This window comes from Thermococcus waiotapuensis, from assembly GCF_055384795.1.
Genome location: NZ_AP042429.1, coordinates 1,332,514 through 1,354,748 on the forward strand (window position 1 = coordinate 1,332,514; position 22,235 = coordinate 1,354,748).

At 52.9% G+C, this 22,235-nt stretch carries 20 protein-coding genes; 2 read left to right on the top strand and 18 right to left on the bottom strand.

The features are described from left to right. Positions 1–5 precede the first annotated feature (5 nt). A complete protein-coding gene (locus ACZ47M_RS07405) occupies positions 6–314 on the bottom strand; it encodes a DUF5748 family protein (protein ID WP_315342367.1) in 309 nt (102 codons plus the stop codon). A gap of 147 nt (positions 315–461) precedes the next feature. On the opposite strand from ACZ47M_RS07405, the gene ACZ47M_RS07410 reads away from it, so the two are divergent. Further along, entirely contained in the window at positions 462–1,652 is a 1,191-nt protein-coding gene (locus ACZ47M_RS07410) for a class I SAM-dependent rRNA methyltransferase (protein WP_315342607.1), read from the top strand. 51 nt (positions 1,653–1,703) lie between these two features. Here ACZ47M_RS07410 and ACZ47M_RS07415 read toward each other — a convergent pair whose 3' ends face one another. The 10 genes from ACZ47M_RS07415 to ACZ47M_RS07460 form a co-directional block, all read right to left on the bottom strand. After that, positions 1,704–1,970, bottom strand: a complete 267-nt coding sequence (locus tag ACZ47M_RS07415; protein WP_315342365.1) for a type II toxin-antitoxin system RelE family toxin — start codon at positions 1,968–1,970, stop codon at positions 1,704–1,706. Between the two features lie 10 nt (positions 1,971–1,980). Then, a complete protein-coding gene (locus ACZ47M_RS07420) occupies positions 1,981–2,199 on the bottom strand; it encodes a hypothetical protein (RefSeq protein WP_315342362.1) in 219 nt (72 codons plus the stop codon). Positions 2,200–2,551: 352 nt separating this feature from the next. Then, the gene (locus tag ACZ47M_RS07425) at positions 2,552–3,325 is read right to left on the bottom strand and encodes an ABC transporter ATP-binding protein (protein ID WP_315342359.1); all 774 of its coding nucleotides are present in this window, start codon (positions 3,323–3,325) and stop codon (positions 2,552–2,554) included. Beyond that, positions 3,297–3,701 (bottom strand): hypothetical protein, encoded by a 405-nt coding sequence (locus ACZ47M_RS07430; protein ID WP_464883389.1) that lies wholly within the window; start codon positions 3,699–3,701, stop codon positions 3,297–3,299. Before ACZ47M_RS07430 ends, ACZ47M_RS07425 begins: the two co-directional genes overlap by 29 nt. After that, positions 3,698–4,486: a hypothetical protein gene (locus tag ACZ47M_RS07435; protein WP_315342354.1), complete on the bottom strand. Its 789-nt coding sequence runs from the start codon at positions 4,484–4,486 to the stop codon at positions 3,698–3,700. The genes ACZ47M_RS07430 and ACZ47M_RS07435 overlap by 4 nt, the downstream gene beginning before the upstream one ends. Further along, a complete protein-coding gene (locus ACZ47M_RS07440; RefSeq protein ID WP_315342352.1) occupies positions 4,483–5,346 on the bottom strand; it encodes a hypothetical protein in 864 nt (287 codons plus the stop codon). Before ACZ47M_RS07440 ends, ACZ47M_RS07435 begins: the two co-directional genes overlap by 4 nt. A 459-nt stretch (positions 5,347–5,805) precedes the next feature. Continuing rightward, a complete protein-coding gene (locus ACZ47M_RS07445; protein ID WP_315342350.1) occupies positions 5,806–6,549 on the bottom strand; it encodes a class I SAM-dependent methyltransferase in 744 nt (247 codons plus the stop codon). Positions 6,550–6,620: 71 nt separating this feature from the next. Further along, positions 6,621–7,889 (bottom strand): M20 family metallo-hydrolase, encoded by a 1,269-nt coding sequence (locus ACZ47M_RS07450; RefSeq protein ID WP_315342605.1) that lies wholly within the window; start codon positions 7,887–7,889, stop codon positions 6,621–6,623. 1 nt (position 7,890) lies between these two features. Next, positions 7,891–8,238 carry a PqqD family protein gene (locus ACZ47M_RS07455; protein ID WP_315342348.1) on the bottom strand — a complete coding sequence of 116 codons (348 nt, stop codon included), beginning with the start codon at positions 8,236–8,238 and terminating at the stop codon, positions 7,891–7,893. Positions 8,239–8,291: 53 nt separating this feature from the next. Continuing rightward, positions 8,292–10,169: an OPT family oligopeptide transporter gene (locus ACZ47M_RS07460; RefSeq protein ID WP_315342346.1), complete on the bottom strand. Its 1,878-nt coding sequence runs from the start codon at positions 10,167–10,169 to the stop codon at positions 8,292–8,294. A gap of 309 nt (positions 10,170–10,478) precedes the next feature. Between ACZ47M_RS07460 and ACZ47M_RS07465 the strand changes: the two genes are divergently transcribed. Beyond that, positions 10,479–11,294 (top strand): MBL fold metallo-hydrolase, encoded by an 816-nt coding sequence (locus ACZ47M_RS07465; protein ID WP_315342344.1) that lies wholly within the window; start codon positions 10,479–10,481, stop codon positions 11,292–11,294. On the opposite strand, the gene glmM is transcribed toward ACZ47M_RS07465, so the two are convergent. The 7 genes from glmM to ACZ47M_RS07500 are packed head-to-tail and all read right to left on the bottom strand — an operon-like array spanning position 11,272 to position 22,231. Continuing rightward, positions 11,272–12,642 carry a phosphoglucosamine mutase gene (gene glmM, locus ACZ47M_RS07470; protein WP_315342602.1) on the bottom strand — a complete coding sequence of 457 codons (1,371 nt, stop codon included), beginning with the start codon at positions 12,640–12,642 and terminating at the stop codon, positions 11,272–11,274. The genes ACZ47M_RS07465 and glmM overlap by 23 nt on opposite strands. Positions 12,643–12,672: 30 nt before the next feature. Further along, the gene (locus tag ACZ47M_RS07475) at positions 12,673–13,074 is read right to left on the bottom strand and encodes a UPF0146 family protein (protein WP_315342341.1); all 402 of its coding nucleotides are present in this window, start codon (positions 13,072–13,074) and stop codon (positions 12,673–12,675) included. A 32-nt stretch (positions 13,075–13,106) separates the two neighbouring features. Further along, on the bottom strand, positions 13,107–14,225 hold the full coding sequence (locus ACZ47M_RS07480; RefSeq protein WP_464883390.1) for an ABC transporter ATP-binding protein: 1,119 nt from the start codon (positions 14,223–14,225) through the stop codon (positions 13,107–13,109). A gap of 36 nt (positions 14,226–14,261) precedes the next feature. Then, positions 14,262–18,413, bottom strand: a complete 4,152-nt coding sequence (locus ACZ47M_RS07485) for a glucodextranase DOMON-like domain-containing protein (RefSeq protein ID WP_464883391.1) — start codon at positions 18,411–18,413, stop codon at positions 14,262–14,264. A 38-nt stretch (positions 18,414–18,451) separates the two neighbouring features. Beyond that, positions 18,452–19,798: a sugar ABC transporter permease gene (locus tag ACZ47M_RS07490; RefSeq protein WP_315343090.1), complete on the bottom strand. Its 1,347-nt coding sequence runs from the start codon at positions 19,796–19,798 to the stop codon at positions 18,452–18,454. After that, positions 19,798–20,697 carry a carbohydrate ABC transporter permease gene (locus tag ACZ47M_RS07495; RefSeq protein ID WP_315343088.1) on the bottom strand — a complete coding sequence of 300 codons (900 nt, stop codon included), beginning with the start codon at positions 20,695–20,697 and terminating at the stop codon, positions 19,798–19,800. Before ACZ47M_RS07495 ends, ACZ47M_RS07490 begins: the two co-directional genes overlap by 1 nt. Positions 20,698–20,746: 49 nt before the next feature. Further along, positions 20,747–22,231, bottom strand: a complete 1,485-nt coding sequence (locus tag ACZ47M_RS07500) for an extracellular solute-binding protein (protein ID WP_315343085.1) — start codon at positions 22,229–22,231, stop codon at positions 20,747–20,749. Positions 22,232–22,235 lie beyond the last annotated feature (4 nt).

Below are 22,235 nucleotides of genomic sequence, written 5' to 3' on the forward strand. Positions count from 1 at the left end.
GAAAATCAGGGAGACCTCTCCTTCCGAATCTTCTGGAACGCCGCGTAATCCGTGACGATTTTCTTTCCATCCAGGGTTTCAAAGTAGACATTCTTGACCTTGATCTTCTTAACATCGGTGTACTTCATCTCAGGTGGATCGTAGGAGCCGGGCTCGACAACCTCGTCCTCTATTATATAGGTCTTGAGCTCCGGCTGACCGACGTACTTCCAGACCTCGTAGAAAACCTCCGGGTCGAGGTGGATTTCCTCCTCGACCTCTGTCCAGTCGGCACCGATGTCTTCAAGAAACTCCTTGACCACCTCAAAGTGCATAGAACCACCCCTAAGATGTTACGCTCCAGAAGTTAAATACCTATCGCTGGGCAACCTTGAAGAGGTTAAACCGGTGCCTACAGCTTGCTGAATTTCCAACCCACGCAACCTTTTAAACCCAAAAATCAAGGCCCACTGGTGGTAACTATGGCGAGGGTAATCGTTGACGCTCAAGCGGCGAGGGCAATAGGCAAAGGCGCGATGATAGTCTTCAAGAAGGGAGTCGTGAGAACGGAGGGAGACTTCAGCCCGGGCGACATAGTTGAGATCTACACGAGGAGCGGCAAGTTCCTCGGCAAGGGCTTCGTCAACCCCAACTCCAACATAATGGTCAGGCTCATTACCAAGGACAAGGACACCGAAGTGAACAAGGAGCTCCTCCGGGAGAGGATCAGAAAGGCCAACGAGTACAGGAAGAAAGTCCTTGGCTACGACAAAGCTTACAGAATGGTTTACGGGGAGGCTGATTATTTGCCAGGGCTGATAGTTGACCGCTTCAACGAGATAGCATCCCTCCAGATTTCGAGCGCTGGGATGGAGAGGTTCAAGCTCGACGTTGCTGAAGCCATAATGGAGGTCGAACCTGAGATAGAGACCGTCTTCGAGAAGAACACTGGGAGGTCAAGGAGAAGGGAGGGGTTGCCCGAGGTAGAGCGCGTCCTCCTCGGAAAGGAGAAGTATCGCACCATAATAGAGGAGGGCAAGGCAAAGTTCATCGTTGACATGCGCGGGCAGAAAACCGGCTTCTTCCTGGACCAGAGGGAGAACAGGATCGCTTTGGAGAAGTACGTCAAGCCAGGGATGCGCGTTCTGGATGTTTTCACATATACGGGAGGCTTCGCAATACATGCAGCAGTTGCAGGAGCAGAAGAGGTCGTTGCAATCGATAAGTCGCCCTGGGCCATAGAAATGGTAAAGGAAAACGCCAGGCTCAACGGCGTCGAGGACAGAATGAAGTACATCGTTGGCTCGGCCTTCCCAGTTATGGAGGAGATGATAAAGAAGGGCGAGAAGTTCGATGTAGTGATCCTCGATCCCCCGGCCTTCGTCCAGCACGAGAAAGACCTCAAGCAGGGTCTTCGCGCCTACTTCAACGTAAACTATGCAGGCTTACAGCTCGTCAAAGAAGGTGGAATACTGGTTACAGCCTCCTGCTCCCAGCATGTGGACATGCAGACCTTCAAGGACATGGTCATCGCCGCAGCCGCGAAAGCCGGAAAGTTCCTCAAAATGCTCGAGCCCTACAGGACCCAGGCCCCCGACCACCCGATACTGATGGCCTCAAAGGACACCGAGTACCTTAAGGCGCTCTTCCTATACGTGGAGGACATGAAGTGAACAAAAGTTCCTTTCCTTTAGCCTTCGGAGAATTGTTGGCGGAAACAAAAACTATTTGTACACATTTTCACGCTTTCCAAATTTGAGCATCAGGATAAGAAGTTCCTTTTTCCGGAGTTCATAGATAACTCGATAGTCGCCCAATCGAACCCTGAATGTATTTTCCCTCCCTCTGAGCTTTTTGACGTCGAACTTTTCGGAGGGGACAGGGTTAAACTTGAGTTCTTCGGCCAGCTCCCCAAATTTTTTACGCACGCTTTCGGGAGCATTTTTGAGTTCCCTCAGAACGTCTCTGTGAACGAGAACCTCGTAAGCCATTCAGGGCACCTCAAAGGTCCAGTTCCTTTTTAGCCTCTTCCCAGGGGACTCCGTTCTTTAGGGTTTCTCTGGAAAGTCTCTCGAGCTCCTCGAGTTCCTCTTCACTTACTTCCTCTTCCTCAAGCCTGCCGATCTTTAACTTGAGGAGCTCTTCCTCTATCTCGTCCAGTTTTTTCCTCATGATTTGAATATCACGGAGTATCAGGGAAATGTCAATGTTTTCCCCCATCGAGTCACCCAACCAAAATTGGATTTTCAGAACTTAAACCTTGCGAGCCTTTCAGGTACGTTCACTGGGGTTCACCATCTTCCTCAGCAGTCCCCCACTCCTACCGCCGCAGGGGAATCGAGGGAATGGTCGCCCCCAGATCTTCATGACTTTCAGCAAGTCCTATTCGGGCTTACTATTACGCCATAGGAATCACAGCACAAAAATTAAAAATTTCGCACCACAAACTTTAACACACTCCGAATCAAAACAAGCAGGAAAGGAACACCACGGGACGATGAGGAGAAAGCACCTCCTCTGAGACCGGCGTGAGTGCTGAGACGCCCACGGTCTGAGTCCCACGATACTGCATTTAAAACCTCTCCATGAGCCAGGATTCCAAGGAAACGGGCTCTATCGAAACGAGCCTTTTTCCCCCGAGAATAAGCTCGTTTATTTTTTCAACGTCGTTGATGACGACGGTTCCATCGTCAAAGCTGGCCCTGAACCCGTTCATCCCCCTAAGGTCGTCCCCTCGAAGGTTGCCAATAACCCTCCCGCTTCTCAACAGAACTAAGCTATCAATCCGTTCAACGTTCGTAAACACGTGCGAAACTATGACCACGTTAACCCTGTGCCTCAGCTCCATAAAAACCTCCATCATTATCTTTCTGGCCGTGATATCAACGTTGCTGAAGGGCTCATCAAGAAAAACCACCTTTGGGAATCCCACAAAGGCGCTCGCCACGAGAAACCTTCTCTTGTACCCTTGCGACAGTTCTGAAAATCGTTTTTCCCTGACCTTCTCGAGCTGAAAGAGTGAGATGATCTCATCGGAGTTATCGTTTCCCCGTATTTCTCCAACGGCATGGAGATAGTCCCCAACCTTAACAAAGCGCGGAAAAACGGTCTTCTCAAAGGCAAAACCAATCTCTCCTGGCTTTAGGTCGAGATAGGGCCTCCCAAGGATCCTAACATCTCCGGAGTCCGGTTTAATGAGGTTGCTCATTATTTTGATAAACGTCGTCTTTCCGCTTCCGTTAGGCCCGAGTATGAAGGAAATTCCCTTGTCCAACGCAAAACTAACCCCATCAAGCGCCTTCACGTTGTCGCAGGATTTACTCAAGTTTGAGCACTCTAACAGCATACGCCCACCCCACCCCGATGAGGGTTAGAACCACAATACTTGCCGGGGAAACTCCGATCCTTGGGATTATCCTCACAATTTGCTCGTTTCCAACCTTTTGGACGGAGATAACTCCAACGGCCCTGTCCCGCGTCATAAATGTCCCATTGAAACTCCCTTCCAGGGTTAGGATCGTCACGTTGGATCCAGTGACTTCATATGTCCCAGCAAAAGGTAGTATTAATTCCTTCATGAAAATGTAGTAACTCTTTCCTTCCGGATTTCCGAAGGACGTGAAGTGTAGCGTAACCTCACTATGGGAGACGTTAAAAATGATGAAGGATGCCGCAACTATAAAAGCGAGGGTGGAGAGGGCCAACATCTGGGATAGCCTCAATAGTAATCCCCCCTTTCAAAGGCTTTTAGGGCCGCTAGGGGAGAGACCGCAAATATAGAAAGGCCAAATATGACAACGAGCTCCATGCTCTGCCCACCTGAGAGAAGGAACTCAAAGGCCCCAGCGAATGGAAACAGCAACTCCCCGTAGTTTCCAGCAAAGAGAAAAATCCCGACCACAAAAAAAGCGGAGAGGAGGGAGTAGACGTTGTCTCTCAGCAGGGATCCAACTATCGCGGATAGAAAGATGCCCCACAGTGACGCCAAGAACGTCGTGATGAGGAGGGCACCCAAGAGTCTCTTGGTAACTTCGACCCCGGTAAAAGGCAGAAAAATCATCGCTCCGGCACTCAGTAGGGTGGACATAAAACCAGCGTAAATGAAAAGGGGAATGACCCTCTCGAAAAAGACCCTTCTCCTTTCCCTGAGGAGCCCGATCTCATTTATTATTGAGCCTTCAGTGATGGCCCTGCAGAAAGTCATCGATGTTAGGGTAGATAGCGTGAGAAAAGACCCCACAAGAAAGGTCTTGATGCCGTTCTCAAAGGCCTTTATCTGAGCCCTTAGGACTTCCGAGAGAAAAGGCTCAAGCACCTTTTCAAAACTGGAGACAACTTCACCTACCTCGTTTTTCTGAGCCGTCTTCATGAACTCAGCACCGCCGAGGTCTCCAAGGTCAAGCCCCAAAAAAGCGTGCCACGCGGTGTATAGCACTATGGCTGGAGCAAGCACCATCACAAGGATAACACTCCTACTGGACCCAATCTCGAGGGCCGCGTACCTCATTCCCCTCCCCTCCGGAGAATTAAGCCTAAAACTGCAATACCAACCAGTATGGGGATCACCATGTAAAATTTCCCATCACCATTCCTCTCCCGGAGGACCCTGAGCACGTCCTCAGAGGGGGCCAACTGGAAGCTCAGCATCACAGGGCCGCGGTAGATTCCAAAGGGATCCGAGGGAAAGAGAACGTCCGCCCCAAACACGTAGTGGGACTTGGTCATAACGTTCGCGTATCTGAGCTCAATAGGTTCCTCACAGGTCACGTTCTCTGTTGCTATGCTGGCCGAGCAAAAGAGGTATTGGAACGTTCCGGTTGAGTAAAGCTCCAGGGCATCGGCAACCTCAACCCTTATGCCGTTGGCCAATTCGGCCCTTACACTTCCGTACTTCTCTGTCCTCAGAAACTCGAAGATATGGAAGGGCCTTGATTCCTCGGGCTGAAGGAAAAGAAAGGGGAAGAAAACCCAGGTGCCGTTTAATTCGAAGGTGTTGCTTTCCCTATCCACCAAAAAGCTTGTGGTGATCGTTTTGTTGAGAACCCCGTCGTTGAGGAGGTCCATTCCTGTCAGATTCTCCAGATAGGAGGAAGGATCATCAAATTTGAACTGTAGTGTTATCCTCACTTTCTTTCCGAGATTTTCAAACCCCACCACCTTAACCCAGCCTTTATAGACAACGTTTCCGCCGGAGGTGTTCGTAAGAAACGGGACCGTCATATAGGTTTCACTTCCGGTTTGATTTAAAGACACTACTAACACGCTACCTTCGACTTGGGGGAAGGGTTTTGTCGAACCTCCAGCAACTACTAAAGGGATAGAAAACACCAAGACAACAAAAAGGACAATAAAGACTTCCGATTTCATATGGTCCCCACCTGTTGCAAACTCAGGCATTTATGTACACATTTCCCCCACATCTGCGTTAGGACTATATATAACAGTTTCCTTGGAGTCAAACCAAAGCGCGTGCTCAACTTTCCTGTCTACTTGGATGTATGCAACCGCGACTACTTTGTACCCATAACTAGTTTTTTGATCGTATTTTTGTTTCCAATAAAGAGTTTTATAATACTTAACGTTCTTTTCTAGCCCGTCATAATCTATGCTTCTAGCTTCGAGGAGATACATTGGGCTAAAGATAGTCATACCATTTGCTATTTTCACTGAGTATCCTGACGCTGCCCCAACTGCTACTCCGTACTTCCCAGAGTTTCATCCTTGTCACCTCCAGATAGAGTTTTTCAATAATAACTGTTGTAGTCCGATTATAAAAAGTTTTTGGTAATCATAATATTTGGGGAGGTACTACAAACAGCCCAAATCTTAGAGCGCTAAAATCAGGCTGTGCCTCCACCTCGTTCCGGCCTTGAAGCGGACGTCTCTAACAGAGTAACCCAGCTCTTCTCCCCTTTTTGTTATGGCCTTTATCAGGGGCCCCTTGTCCGGAAGAAAGAGCGCCACTTTTCCGCCGGGCCTCAGATAGTCAAGCGCCTCCTCCACCAGCCTCACCGAGAACCCCTCACCGTACTTTCCGCCACCGACGCCCTCCCTTTCCGTTAAAACCCCCCTCGTAGGGACCTCGTAATAGGGCGGGGCGGAGAAAATAACGTCAAATCTCTCGCCTTCTGGGATAACTCCCCGGATTATTCCACCGTTGCTCCTGACCAGCTTCACCTTACCTTTATTCCTCTCAACGTTCCTCCCCGCATACTCAAAGAACTCTTCATCGAGCTCCGTAGCAGTAACGTCACAGTTGAATATCTTTTCCGCCATGAGGGCCATTAAGGCTGTGTGCCCGGTGCCTATCTCCAGAACCCTTTCACCGCCCCGGAGGAACGTGTTAAGAAAGAGGTAGCGCGAAACAGGGGTAGTAACCAGGCCCCGCGGGTGGTATTCGATGTCTAACCCGAAGACGGCCTTCGCAATCGCCCTGTTGTAGAGTATCCTCGCTTCCCTGTTCGAGAGATCGAGCCTTCCGCGTTCGTCAAGGTATTTCTCAAGCCCGGGAAAGAGCTTAACAGCTTCCTTAACTGGCAACCCAAGCTTTCCGTCCTTCCAGGCAGGCATGGAAAAAGTTGGGGGACTCTTTAAAAGCTCATTCCCCCTTTCCTTCCCACGAAGAGCTGAAAACGAAAAGTTCACAGAAGCGCCAGAGCGGCCATGACCTTCGCATCTTCCACCATGTTGTCGATCTTGGCATACTCGTCGGGCTGGTGGGCCATCTCGTCGAGGGTCGCCCAGACAACGGCTGGAATGCCGAGCTTTCTGAAGAAGGCCGCGAAGGTTCCGCCGCCTATACCTCCGACTTTAGCGTCTTTGCCGCGGAGCTTTCTGAGTGCGTCCTTCAGGAGAACAACTATCTCGCTGTTAGGGTCGGTCGGAGCGGGGGCGTCGAGGCGCTGGAGAACCTCTATCTCTATCTCCGGAAGGATCTTCCCATCGATCTCCTTCCTGTATTTCTCCTTTACTTCCTCGGTGAGTCTTCCCACGTCTTCAAGGATTTCGTCGAGGCTGTAGTTGGGCAGAACCCTGCAGTCAAAGACCACCTCATGCTCTCCGGGCGCTATGTTGGGACTATTAGCGGGATTTTTGACCATGGTCGGCTCGAAGGTGCTCTCCGGCGGCTCGAACAGCTCGTTCCTCGTGGGATACTTCTCATGGAGGAGCCTGTCAAGGTGGTAAGCAAGGTCGAGGGCGACGCGGTGAGCGTTGAGGCCCTTGTGGGGCATGCTCGCGTGAACCTGCTTCCCCTTAACCCTGACCTTGAACCAGAGTATGCTCTTCTCTGCCACCTCCACGAAAGTTCCATCCTCGTTTCCGCCATCGGGAACTAAAACGAGGTCTTCCTTCTTGAAAAGCTCCGGATGGTTCTTTATCAGCCACTCGACGCCGTAGTGGCTTCCAGTTTCCTCGTCGCTGACAAAGGCAAGGACTACTGTTCTCTTCGGCCTTATCCCGAGGTTCATCATGGCTTTAACTGCGTAAAGGGAAGAGACCAGGCTCTGGCCGTTGTCCTCGCTCCCCCTGCCGTAGACCTTTCCGTCCTTTACTAAGGGCTTGAAGGGCTCGGTAACCGTCCACCTGCTCAAATCCCCCGGAGGAACCACGTCGAGGTGCGTCAGAATCCACAGTCTCTCGCTTTTCTCGCCTTTTTCGCCGTAGTAATAGGCCAGGATGCTCGGCCTGACGCCGTTCTTGGCCCTCCCGTCGGGGGCATTGTAGACCTCAACCTTATCAAAGGGCCAGTCCTTTATCATTTCGAGCAGTTTCTGGGCCTTGTCGTATTCGCCTTCTCCTCCGTAGTCAGGGCTTATCGCCGGGATTTTTATGAGTTCGACTAGGGTTTCCACCATCTCGTCCCGGAGGTTTTCGATCTCCCGGGAGACCCTATCAAGGATTTCGCCCATTTCAGTCACCACCTTGGACTATATCCTCATCCCTTTTAAACCCAACCAGATACCTTTTCCTCAGTTCTAAAAGAAACGTCACCAGGCGCTCGTAAAGGGGCTCAACTTCCTCCCCAAAGCGCGCCTTCAGGGCCTTTCCTATCTCCGCAACGGTTTTCCTGCCATCGCAGAGCTCCCAGATGTAAGCCCCCACTTCGTCAAGCTCTATCCTCCTGTAGTCCCCGTGGAGCTTCCTGGCTAAAAAGTCGAGCTTTGACTCCATAGGGATGAGGAGGTAGTACTTTCCCTCGACCTTCCTGAGCTGGACTTTCCCGTTGCGAACCGGAACAAGGTTCAGATACTCTTCCATGATCGTTCCTCCGGCGCCTGAAATTTAAAGGTGGGGAAGGAAATGGAAAGGGCTCACTTCTTCTTGCCGATAATGTAGAGCCAGGCCGCTATTGCAACCAGGAGGATGACTCCCAGGAGGTCGCTGCTGAAGCCGACGCTGGGTGCAGTCCCTGCAACGATGAGAGCAGCGAAGACGATGCCCATGAGAGCCTCACCGGCTATGAGTCCCGCCGCACCGAGGACGCCCGGGTCGGTCGGGTTCTCCGCACTGTCTTTCCTGACCCTGGTGACGAAGTGCCTGACGAGACCGCCGAAGAATATCGGCACGCCGAGGCTGAACGGCAGGTAGATTCCAACCGCTACTGGCATGACAGGGGTTCTGAATTTCGAGCCCTTCTTTGCGAGTATCTCGTCGAGGAGTATGAGAACAACCGCTATGCCTGCGCCAATGAAGACCATGTTCCACTCAAGGGTCCCTTTGAAAACACCCTGGGTAACCTTGGCCATGAGGAAGGCCTGCGGGGCCGCGAGGGCGTTCTCTTTGGCCGTTGGGGTTCCAGCGATACCGTAGGCCTGGATTAGGAGGTTGAGCACGGGGGCCATGACGAGGGCGGCGAAGAAGGTACCTATTATCTCAAAGACCTGCTGCCTCTTGGGGGTCGCACCGACGAGGTAACCTGTTGCAAGATCCTGCATGATATCCCCAGCTATAGCGGCTGCCGTACAAACAACCGCCGCCACGAGGATTGTGGCCACCATTCCCTCTGTGCCGGAGAAGCCAAGGGCCTTGAGTATGAGGGCCGTGAAGAGGAGGCTCATGATGGTGATTCCCGAGACGGGGTTGTTCGAGGAGCCAACGACACCGGCGAGGTAGCCGGCTATCGCGCTTCCGAAGAAGCCAAGGATGAGCATCAGGACGGCCATTATCGCCGCAATCCCTATTGAGTTAAGGATGTGAGCGTAGAGGAGGAACATTGGAATCACGAAGGCCGCTATGAGTATCAGGACGTAGTTGAGCGGTAAATCCTCCTCTGTCCTCGGGAGGGTTCCTCCGGCCTGTCTGTGCTTAGCAGCTTCAAGTCCAGCCCTGATGCCCCTCGATATCGGTCCCCTGAGCTTGACGAGGCTCCAGAGGCCGCCGACGACCATCGCACCGACGCCCATGTATCTTATTTTGGTGCTCCAGATGGTCCAGGCAAGGTCTAAGGCGCTCAGACCATCGGGGTTACCCATCTTAGCCGCGTAGATAGGAATTGCTATGAACCAGGCAATGGCACCGCCGAGGAAGACAAGGAAAGCTATGTTGAGGCCGACGATGTAGCCAACGCTTATGAGTGCAGCGGAGAGGTCGCTTCCGAAGTAGAGGACCCTTCTTCCAAAGAACTTGGCGGTCTCAACGGTTCCTGCCCAGAGGCCGGAGCTGCCGAGGAGCTTGAAGACACCTCCAAAGATTCCGCCCCAGAGTATAGGCTTAGCGTGGCTTCCACCTTTGTCCCCCGCTATAAGGACTTCGGCACACGCAGTGCCCTCTGGGTAGGGGAGCTTCTCCTCGACTATGAACGCCCTTCTGAGCACCACAGTGAAAAGGGTACCGAGGGAGCCGCCCAGGGCCGCTATGATGGTCACCAAGTAGTACGGGAAGGTCGTGTAATATTCGAGCACTACTAAAGCCGGGAACGTGAAGATAACTCCGGCCGCGAGGGACTCACCGGCGGAAGCGGCGGTCTGTACCATGTTGTTCTCGAGGATGTTCCTGTCCTTGAAGGCAAAGAGTATCGCCATCGATATAACGGCCGCAGGGATGCTGGCGCTGACTGTCATACCAGCGTACAATCCAAGGTAGGCGTTTGCCGCGCCCATTATAATCGAAAGCAAAACACCAAGAACAAACGCCTTAACGGTGTATTCGGGCAGGGATTCTTCGGGGGGTACGTAGGGTTTGAACTCCACTTTCCTTCACCCCCTGGATGGAAGAGGCAGGAACATCTTCGCACTTCGTGTTAAAAAACGTTTCGCAAATTGAACCATCATAACGCTTGTTCTCCCCTTTATGGACATTTGTAACGATATGCCACACTTAATATGCCAAATTTTTGCCGCCAACACAATAAAGGATAACAGCACGTTAGTTCAAAAGTGTGCAGACCAGCATTTTTATACATGGATGCGCACTTTTTTCAGCGATACAACTCGGCCAATGCCCTTATATACCGAGAAAGGGGATACTCCTACATCTGCAAAAGAAACGGGGGTGGAGAGTTGATAGAGATAACCTTCCTCGGGAGCGGAGGGGGGCGCTTCATAACCATAACCCAGTTCCGCTCCACGGGGGGTTTCCACATACAGGCCAGCAAAAACATGCACGTCGACCCGGGACCGGGGGCCCTCCTGAGGAGCTGGAGGTACAAGCTCGACCCAAGGAAGCTCGACGCCATATTCGTCTCCCACAGGCACGTCGACCACTGCAACGACCTCGAGGTCATGGTTGAAGCTATGACCGGCGGAGCCCTCAAGAAGAGGGGGGCGCTGATAGCATCGAAGAGCGTGGTCTACGGCGACGAGACCCACACGCCTGCCATAGGCAGGTACCACCTTGACGTGCTTGAGAGCGTCCACATACCAGAGCCGGGAAGCAGGATACCCCTCGGGGAGGAGGAGCTCGTAATAACGCCCAGCCAGCACTCGGACCCAACGACCATCGGCTTCCGCATGAAGACCAGGTTCGGCGACATCTCGTACATATCCGACACGGCCTACTTCGATGGCCTTATCGAGTGGCATGACGGCGCGAGGCTCATCATAGCGGCGGTGACGAGGCCGAGGGACATGGGGATTCCTTACCACCTCAGCACCGATAACGCCGTGGAGATGCTCAAAAACATGGAGAAAAAGCCCGAGGCTTTGGTAATGACCCACATCGGCATGAAGATGCACCTCGCCAACCCCTACAAGGAAGCCGAGTACATCGAAAACATCACCGGGGTCAAGACCTACGTTGCAAAGGAGGGGCTGAGGGTAATGATAAACAAAAAGGACATAGCGGTGAAAACTCTCAGACCGGCGAGGTTGGTTTGAGCCTTTCAACCTCTCCTTTTACTATCCCGTAGGCGAGCTCAAAGAGCTCGTCCCTCCTTTTTTCGGTCGGCCCCTCGGCGACGACCCTTATCTTGGGCTCTGTCCCGCTCGGCCTGATGAGAACCCAGGAGCGGTCTTTAAGGTTGAAGCGGTAGCCGGAGATCGTGAGAACCTCCGCTATCTGATCGTTAAGCTTTTCCCTGAGAACCTCGGCGGCTTTCCTCACGACTTCCTCCTTAAGCCCATCGGGGCATTTAACGTTCTCCTTGGCAAGGTAGTAAGTGGGAATGCTCTCCTCAACGATCTGGGAGAGGGGCTTCCCCTCTTCGTCCATCATCTTCAAAAGCAGGCCCATCGTGACGAAGCTGTCAATCCAGGGGCCGAACCTCGGATGGACGAGCTTCCAGGGCTCGGCTGCAAAAATGGCCCCGTATTTCTTTATCCCGTCGTGGGGCTGGCCGAGGGGGACGCGGACGACTTTTCCACCGGCTTCCTCAACAACGTGGTCTATCCTCGAGCCCGTGTCTATGGAGACGACAACGGTTCCACCGCCGTGCTCTTCAACATACCTCTTCGCGAAGAGCGCTATGACCGTGTCCTCGTCAACGTAGTTCCCCTTTTCGTCGAAGACGGCTATCCTGTCCGCGTCCCCGTCCTGGGCTATTACGAGGTCAACGCCCAGCACCCTCGCGAGTTGTCCGAGGTAGGCTATGTTCTCGTACCTTGGCTCGGGCTTTCTCCCGGGGAAGTGGCCGTCGATATGAGCGTTGACGCTTATCACCCTTGCCCCCATCTCGCGGAGGAGATAGGGAGCAACCACGCTTCCGGCCCCGTTCGCACCGTCGTAAAGAACCTTAAGGCCTGTTTCATGGTTCACGAAATCGAGAACTGCACCGATGTAGTCGTCGATGACCTCGACGGGCTTGACCGACTTTATCTCGTCCCAGTTCGCTTTTCTGAAGCTCCCGGAGGAGTAGAGCTCTTCAAGTTCCCTTTCCTGTTCAACGTAAAACTCAGTGCCATCACCGTTGAAGACCTTTATCCCGTTGTCCGTCGGTGGATTGTGGGAGGCAGTTATCATGACACCGGCATCGGCGTGCTTCCTCGTTGCCCAGGCCAAAGCTGGCGTCGGAATGAGCCCGAGGTCAAGAACCTCCTTGCCCGTGCTGAGAAGGCCGCTTATCATTGCGCTCTGGAGCATGACGCTCGAAGTTCTCCCGTCCCTCGCGACGGCAACGGCCTCACCGTCGGCATAGCTCCCTATCGCCATCCCCATCCTCATCGCCAGCTCGGGCGTGACCTTCTCCCACAGCGTTCCGCGTATTCCAGCCGTGCCAAAGAGCTTCATCGCCACCACCGATACTACTTTGGCAGGCGTTTAAATAGGTTTGGCGTAGATGGCCAGTCCACGGAAGTTGAACAGCCTCAGGGTTTTCGGCACTGTATCCCCTGCGAGGGGGAGAATGTAAACCGGAACTCCAAGCCTCTCCCCGAGTTCGAGGATGGACTTCACTATCTCGGGCGTTGGCCTCACCGAGTAAAGCGCTTTGGCTCCGCTGTAAAGGCCGAGGTTCGGGCTGAAGAGGTCATCCCTAAATGCGTTGATGCCGAGTTTTTTGGCCTTCTCGACCGATGAGGGGTTCCAGTCAACGGCAAGAACGTCGTAGCCGAGCTCTTTCAGCCTGAGCGCCACCTTGAACTGAAAGCCTATCCCGAGCTCCGCTATCTTACCCTTTGGAACGTTCTGCGCAAGAAATTCCGCGAAGTCCTCAAGCGGCATGGAAGAAAATGAGAGCGGGAACTTAAAAAGATTCAGAAGACTGCCTTTCCGCTGCCCTTTTCAAAGATGTGGATTTTGTTCATGTCGAAGACCACATCGACTTCCTGGCCTTCCCTGACCTTCGACTCCGCCGGGAACTTGCCAGTGAAGACAACGTCCTCAACACTCAGGTGAACTATCTTCTCCCCACCCAGGTTCTCAATTATCTCCACCATGGCCCTGACCATGTTCTCCCCCGGAATCTTCACCTGGGCAAAGAAGGCGTCGTAGACATCCTCCGGGCGAATGCCAAAGATGACGTCCTTTCCGAGGTAACCCTTCTCCTCCAGCACTTCAACCTGGTCAGGCAGGAGCTTGAGCCTGAAGGGGCCAAAGTCCACGAAACCGTCTTCTGTGACGGTTGCATCGAGGAAGTTCATGGGCGGCGAGCCGATGAATCCCCCCACGAATGTATTAGCCGGCCTGTCGTAGACCTCATCCGGCGTCCCAACCTGCTGGAGTTCCCCGGCGTTTATGATCGCCACCCTGTCACCCATCGTCATCGCCTCGACCTGATCGTGGGTGACGTAGATTGTAGTGACCCCAAGCTGCCTCTGGAGCTTCTTCAGTTCGGCGCGCATCTTCACCCTGAGCTTCGCGTCCAGGTTCGAGAGCGGCTCGTCCATGAGGAACACCTGGGGCCTCCTGACGATGGCCCTCCCAAGGGCGACACGCTGCCTCTGACCACCGGAAAGCTCCCTCGGTTTTCTGTTTAAGAGTTCACTCAAGCCCAGCATTTCAGCGACTTCCCTGACACGCCTGTCTACCTCGTCCTTGGGAACCTTCCTGAGTTTGAGCGGGAAGGCGATGTTGTCGTAAACACTCATGTGTGGATAGAGAGCGTAGCTCTGGAAGACCATGGCGATGTCCCTGTCCTTGGGGGGAACGAAGACTCCCTTCTCGGGGTCAGCAACGAGGGTGTCCCCGACGTAGATTTGACCCTTTGTGGGCTCCTCGAGGCCGGCTACCATCCTCAGCGTCGTTGTTTTACCGCAACCGCTCGGGCCCAGAAGAATCATGAACTCCCCATCCTTTATGTGGAGGTTGATATCCCTAACCGCGGTGAAGTCACCAAACTGCTTCCACACGTTGATGAGCCTCACTTCCGCCATTCTACCACCTCCAAAAAATTTATTAAAGAGAGGAAGTCAGCGTCTCTTTCTTAGTAGTAGCGGAACCGCTGTTAGGCCGATTATGATTGCCGGTCCGCAGATTCCGCCACCGCCGGTGGTTTCGGTTTTTGTTTCAGTCTTGGTCGTAGTCTCAGTCTTGGTCATTGTTTCAGTCTTAGTCTCAGTTTTAGTTGTAGTGTGAGTAAAAGTCTCTGTCATGGTGTCAGTCACGGTCTTAGTCATAGTCTCAGTCTTAGTCACCGTCTTAGTAACAGTAACCGGCGTGCTCGTAGGCGCAGTAGTCGTAGCCGGTGACGTCGTAGTTGTAGTGGTCGTTTCACCGCCACCCTGGGCAGTGCCCTCCACAAGCGTCAACATAACCACGGTTGCTCTCGTTTCTGCTTCTGTGTTGTAGCTCTGGAGCTGTTCTTCCTGTGTTGGCTTGAATCCAGCTGGAGCGAGGAGATCCATAACCCTGGGAGCAACTCCAGCTATGATAGCGTCAGCATCTCCCCCACCAATAGCCCACTCCTCTGCCGCAACACGCACAGGCCTCCACTTGTCCGGCCCATAACCATCCTGACTACCAACGAGCACTGCTGCATAGAGACCGTAGTCTTCGCTGATCTCCATGTACTTCTTGGGCAGGTCGACGATTATCGCGTTGGTTGTGGGGTCGACTGATATCTTCATTTCACCCTGTATAGCAGTCCCGTTCGGGAGGACAACCAGGTTTCCGTAGTCCCATCCTGCAATTCTAAGGGCGAGATCCCACGGGCGCTGTGGGTCGAGGTCAACGTTGCTTCCCGGCCCGTCCGGGAACATCTTTATCGCAGAGGTGTTTCCACCGTCCGTGAAGTCCAGGTAAACCTCAATAATCTGCAGGCTGAAGCCGTTCGGCCCATTCCACGGGTTGCCACCGAGGTCCTTGAAGTAGAACTCCATGTGCCAGTAGTCGTCTTTTTCGACCATCTTGAACTTGAGTAGATCAAAGACCCCCGGCTGGAACACCGGGTTGGTCGGGTAAGTGTAGGTTCCCGGACCGTGGTCATCACCCTCGGGATCCTCTACTACTATTGCGGGCTTTATCAGCTGGAGGGCTTTCACAGTTGCTCTTGTTTCTGCTTCCGTGTTGTAGCTCTGGAGCTGTTCTTCCTGTGTTGGCTTGAATCCAGCTGGAGCGAGGAGATCCATAACCCTGGGAGCAACTCCAGCTATGATAGCGTCAGCATCTCCCCCACCAATAGCCCACTCCTCTGCCGCAACACGCACAGGCCTCCACTTGTCCGGCCCATAACCATCCTGCGAACCACTGATCACCGCACCCCAGAGGCCATAGTTCTCGTTGAGCTGGATGTACTTCTTGGGAACCTTTACGATGATTGCGTTCTTTGTTGGATCAGCCGAAATCGTCATCTCACCCTGTATAGCAGTCCCGTTCGGGAGGACAACCAGGTTTCCGTAGTCCCAGCCGGCTATCCTGAAAGCAACGTCCCACGGATGCTCTGGGTCGAGGTCAACGTTACTTCCCGGCCCATCTGGGAACATCTTTATCGCAGAGGTGTTTCCACCGTCCGTGAAGTCCAGGTAAACCTCAATAATCTGCAGGCTGAAGCCGTTCGGCCCATTCCACGGGTTGCCACCGAGGTCCTTGAAGTAGAACTCCATCACGTAGCTGTCCGTCTGCTCGAGGAGCCTGAAGCGGAGCAAGTCAAAGACCCCTGGCTGGAACACCGGGTTGGTCGGGTAAGTGTAGGTTCCCGGACCGTGATCATCACCCTCGGGGTCAACCATATCCACAAGGACTTTTCCTGTAACCTGGGTTGGAAGCTTCAGCTCAACCGGGGTGCTTATTATCTCGAGGTTTCCGTCCTTTACCGTTGAGACCGCGAAGTAGAAGTCGCTCGGGCTCTCGAGGTAGTCAAAGGGAAGCGTGACCACCGCTTTTCCGTTCTCTACTGAGACGGCAAGGTTGGCGAGTGGTTCGTAGTTGTCATAGTCGGTGGCATTGTAGATCTCCGCCTTCCCGTCTCTGAAGACAACGTGCTTGGTTATCATAAGTCCAACGCTGTCAGCTGAGAACGGGAATATTGTGTACTTCAGCTCGCCTGGTCTGTTCTGAAGGACCGTGAAGGTGTTGCCAACGCGTCTGTTGGGTTCCCATATGCTTACTTCGAACTCGCTGAGGTTTCCGGTAACCTCGAAGTGCAGGCCGTCATCGTCAAAGTAAACGCTTACATTATCAGCAAGTGGGGAAAGGCTTGAGTAAGTCTTTATCTCACCCTCGCTTAGCCCAGTGAGGGCCCTTGTTGTGTAGGGAGCTCCATCGGGGAAGTAGTTGCCGTAGAGGTAGCTCGGCGGCTCGAGACCGGCTAACCTGTAAATCTCGTAGAGGTAGGTCTTGAAGTAGCGGTCGAAGCTGTAGTCCTGACCGCTGTCCTGGTCGCTTCCGTACCACCAGAACCAGTCGCTGGCCTCCGCGCGGAGCAGATACTCGTAAGCCCTATCCCAGGCGCTCTGGTTCATGCTTTCCTTATTGGCCATAAGGTCCTTTCTGGCAAGGTAGAGCCAGTACCAGCCGTAGTTCTCCTGGGGTTCGCCTATCCAGGTGGAGAGCGTTCCGTCTATCCAGCTGCTCTCGGGCCACTGGTGGGTTCCCTCAACGCCGGCCATGTCGTAAAGCTCGTTGAGGCTCTGAGCTTTAAGGAGAGCGTTAGTATTATTCTCGAGGTCGAGATACGTCATGGCCTTGGGCGTGAGAACCTTGGCCTTGTCCCCGTAGAGCTTTATGTACTCGCTCGGCGTAACGGTCCTTATGAGTCCCTGCTGCTGAAGTTCGGTAAGCTTCTTGTAGAGCTCGGTAAGGAAGAGCTTTCCGTCGTATGGATAGTTCTCCCATGGGTTCTCACCGTCGAGAGTAACGACGTAAACGAGCGAACCATCGTAGTTCTGCTGCTGGATCTTGAGGAGCTCGTTCACGAAGTCGTTGACGGCATCGTACTGGTTCATTCCAGAATAGCGGAAGCCGACGCGGTCGCTTAGATCATGGTTCCTCGGGAAGAGGTAGATCTTCTTTCCGTTGAACTCGGCCACCCATGGGTGGTAGTAGTTGTCAACGGTGTTCTCTATCCCCATATTCTGGAGAACCATCTGGTCGGTCATGACCCATGTCCAGTTGTTTTCGGCGAGTATCTCAAGAGTCTTGTCGTTGAGCGCCGATTCAGCCGCCCAGCCTCCAACGGGGGTAACGGTTCCGTTGCCGAGGTACTCCCTGTAAAGCTCGTGGGAGACCTTTACATGCTCATCGAAGTCGCTCTCCCAGCCGAAGTCGTTGAGTATCGGGCCAATCGGGTGGGCGTAGGGAACGACGGTAACCTCAACGTTGCCGTTGCCGAGGAGGTAGTTTATCTTCTCGTGCTCAGCTAAGGTGTTGTTGAGGAGCCACTCCTGGTGGTAGAGAACCGTCTGGAGGTCCTCCCTCGTGTAGTTGCCGAGGTCAACCCTGTCGTATATGGCCTTCAGATCGGGGTGATCCATTATGTAGCCATAGTCAATCCAGGCGAGGTTGAAGTAGACGGCGAGGTCAATGTAGTCCTGCTCGGTGAACTCGCCAGTTATGGCTACCTTCTGCTCCTCGAGCGATAAGTTCGCGTACTTCTCCTTTGCGTTCATTAATTTGTCCTTGAGCTCTGTATAGTGGTCCCAGAAGTCCCTCGTTGGGTTTCCGTTGGAGTCAGTGACGGGTTCACCGTTCCAGGGGATGGTGTGATCGAAGAAGCCCCCGGGAACCTGGAGCATCTGCCACTTCTCGTCGAGGGTCAGGGGGGTGCCGTTGGCTATCTTCTCACTTATGACCTGGAGCACATCCTTCTTGCCGTTCATGTAGTCTACCAGCTGGGCTATGAGGGAGCCGGAGAGGTCTATGGTCGCATGAACATCCGGATAGAGGCTCAGGTAGTAGGCCATCTTCCAGTAGTTGTTTGCCGCGTGGAGCCTGACCCAGGGCCTCGTGTAGATGTCCTGCACAGGGTCGTAGTAGTAGGGCTGGTGCTGGTGCCACACTATTATGACGTTGAGGGGCTTTGGCTCTTGCCCGGAGGCCCTGCCAACGCCTATGCTGAAAACGCTCAGAACTACAAAGCCCGCCAACAGCAGGGAAATTCCTATTTTCTTCTTCCTCCCCAACATACCACCACACCTCCGTTAAATATGAGACAACAACGAAATCACTCCTTCAGACCTCCGATTGTCAGACCGCTCTTTATGTACCTCTGCGCCAGGAGGAATATTATGAACACCGGCAGTGCGAAGAGCAGGGCAGCGGCAGAGAACTGATTCCAGGAGACGTTTCTGAGGTCATTGAGCATGCTGTAGAGCCATACCGTGAGCGGATAAAGATTTTCTTTGCTGAGGAGCAGGTTTGCAAGGATAAGCTCCGTCCATCCACCAATAAAAGCGAACACTGCAACCGTCGCTATCCCGGGCAGTGCCATTGGCACTAAAACGTGCCTTATGATCTGGAGGTAGCTGGCCCCGTCAACCAGAGCCGCCTCGTCGAAGTCCGGACTGATTGAATCTATGTAGCTCTTGAGTAGCCATGTATTGAATGGCACGTTTCCGGCGGCGTAAATGAATGGAAGCACGTATATGTTATCTGTTAAGCCCAGCTTAACAAGCATTCCGTAGAGCGCAACAAGGCCCGCTATTCCGAGACCTCCGGAAACCTGAGTGAACATCAGGTAGAAGTATAGTACATGCTCCCTGCCGAAGAACTTGAGCCTTGAGAAGGCATAGGCAGCTGGGATCACGAAGAGCAGGGTGAGGACTACCGTCAGCGTCGCTATGATGAGGCTCCTCTTGAGGTAGCCGAAGAACTTGCCGCCGACCTCGTTAATAAGCACGTAGTAGAAGTTCTCCGCCTTAAAGGTTCCACTGTCAGAGTATATTCGCACGTTACCTGGTAGGTTTAGCTCAACGTTTTCTGTTTCGTAGGTGTTGTTTCCGACCTTAACCAGACCGGGGATTTTTACTGGCGGATTTTCAGGATTTTCAAAGGTTACAACTATTTTAGTCGCCCTGAGCTGAACACCTATAACACCGATTCCGGAGTTTATCTGTTTGGCCCTTATCGTTACCTCTGTTCCGTTAACATAGCGTTCCTGCCCTTCTACCACCGTTTTATTGGCTCCAACGACCTTAAAGTCTTCAACGTACTTGAGATTGAACTGGGAGTTGATGAGCGACTTGCCCCAGAGTGTTCCATCCCAGTACTCGATCGTGTAGCCATTCCCAATAAGCGTTCCATGCTCTGAGGTTATGTTGTAGACCTTTGCCTTCACGGTGGCCTCCTTGTGACCGAAAAGGATTTCCCTGTAGTTATCAAGAGTCATCCTATCCGGTATCAAGTCTATGGAAGTAGAGGCCAGAGTTCCCTCCGGCTTAAGGGAAACTATGAACATGTAGTAGACAGGGAAGAGTATGGTGCTCATTACAAGGATTGCCAGTAAGGTTAGGGCCAGAGCCTTCAGTGGGTGCCTTTTAATATCCTGAGGAAGCCCTATTCCAAGTTTCATCAGCTCGCTCCCTCCTGGAGCTTTGTTATTTTCATGCTAATCAGCATGTAAATGGCGAGCACTATAGTGGCTATGAATAGAACTGCAGCAGCCCTTCCATAGCTCGGTATCGAGGCACCAAATGCCCTCTTGTACCCGTAGAGGAGTAAGAACTTCTCTTCGAACAATGTCCCGTTGTAGAGGAAAGGCACGAGGAAGTACTGGAAGCTGGCGGCACTCGTGAGGATCGTGGAGAAGGCTATGGGCTTGCTGACGATTGGAATGACAACCCTGGTAAGCCTCTGCCAGTAGTTGGCCCCGTCTATAATGGCAGCCTCGACGAGTATATCCGGAACAGCCTGGAGTGCTGATGTTATTACTGTCATCATGAAGGGGTATGCGAGCCAGACTTCAATGATATTCAATGCTATAAAGCCGTAGAATGGGTTGTTCATCCAGTCAGGAGGGTTTGAAACGCCTAAATCCCTGAGGATAATATTGACCGGACCAAACACCGGATCAAACATAAAGCGCCAGACGGTTATTGAAAAAAGCAATGGGAGCGCCCAGGGGATTATGAGGAGGGCCCTGTATATCGACTTCCCAATTACATACTCGCTGTTGTAGAGCACGGAAAGGAATATACCAGCCAGAACCTTAAGTGTTACGCTGGTGGCAACGAATATCCAGGTCCAGAGGAAAGCGGATCTGAATCCAGGGTCACTGATAGCCCATCTGAAGTTCTCCAGACCAACGAACTTCAGCGGAGGAGCGTTGGGGGTCTGCACGGGGAAGTTGCCGAGTTGGGCGTTAGTAAAGGCTATGTAAATGGAGTAGACTATCGGGTATATGTTGAAGAAGAGGAAGGCAGCTAACCCCGGAGTGATGAGCGCAAGGGCCGCAATGGTTCTTTTCTTCATTTTATCCACCCGCCTCCGATCATGAAACAAAAAACAAAGAAAAGAGACATCACCCTCCACTTATCGCCTGAAGTATCTTCTGCTGTGCATCCTGGAGGGCCTGCTCGATGGTCTCTTCACCGCCGATTATGGCCTGGATAGCATTAGTGACTGGATCCCAGACTGCGGCCATCTTGGTGCTCTTAGGCATGAGGTAGGCGTTTTCAAGAGCCTTCATAAAGCCGCTTATAGCCGGGTCGCTCTGGATGTCTGGATTGCTGGCAACGCTCTGAAGAACCGGAACGTAGCCGTTCTGGAGGGCAAGGGTGAGGGCAACGTCCTCACTCGTTGAGAACCAGTTGAGGAACTCCCAGATGGCCTGCATCTTCTCGTCATTGGCGTTGGCGGTAACGTAGATCAGCTTGACTCCAGCATAAGGCCTTGGATAGTAAGTGGTTCCGTTGACTACTATCGGCGGAAGCGGGACGACTCCGAAGTTGATCCCGGCATTTTTAACACCAGAAATGCTCCACGGGCCGTTGACCATGAACGGGGCTTTTCCGTCGGTAAAGAGACCGACCTGGGTGTTGTAGTCAGTTGAGCTGGTCATGTAAGGCCAGATCTCATCAAAGAACAAGTGGAACCCCTGTATTGTCTTGGAATCGTTGAGGCCCGGCATTTCCGTCTTATCGTCAAAGTAGTAGCCGCCGAAGGCCTGGGCCCATCCAGAGATGAAGTACGGATCAACCGGGGTGGCTATGCCATACTTGCCGTTGTTCGGGTCGTAGTACTGTTGCATCATCTGCTTCAGCTCATCGAAGTTCTTCGGCGGATTTGGCACAAGATCCTTGTTGTAGATCAGGGCAACGGTCTCGGCCGCGAAGGGAACACCGTAGTAGTGGCCCTTGTACTCAAAAGCATCCTGGGCAAGCGGAACGAAGTTGTCCTTAAAGTTGGCCGGAACGTAATCATCTATCGGCTTTAGAAGTCCTGCTTCGGCGAGCTTTCCAATCCAGTCGTGGGCCCAGATGAAGAGATCGGGACCTTTGCCAGCGGGAATAGCAACCTTGAGTGCCCCCTCAAGATCGGCTTTGTAAACCATCTCGACGTGTATGTTGGGGTGCTCGATTTCAAACTCCGCTATGAGATCCTTGAAGGTTTGGGCCTCATCTTCGCCCATTGCGTGCCAGAGGACTATAGTAACTTCCTGACCCGGGGTACTGGTGGTAGTGGTCGTCGTAGTTGTCGTGGTAGTAGTTGTCGTAGTAGTCTTTGGCTGGGTCGTAGTTGTTGTGGGCTTGGTGGTAGTAGTGGTTGTAGTGGTGGTCGGCTTGGTGGTAGTGGTTGTCGTAGTTGTCGTGGTAGTAGTTGTCGTAGTAGTCATTGGGTGGATCGTAGTTGTTGTCGTGGTCGTTGTAGTTGTAGTCATCGTGGGGGTAGTCGTCGTAGTTGTTGTAGTTCCGCCCCCACCGCCTCCGATACAGCCGCTGGCCACTACTCCAAGAACAAGAACTCCCACCAGGACAAGGCTTAACAGGCTTTTTCTCATGGCCATCACC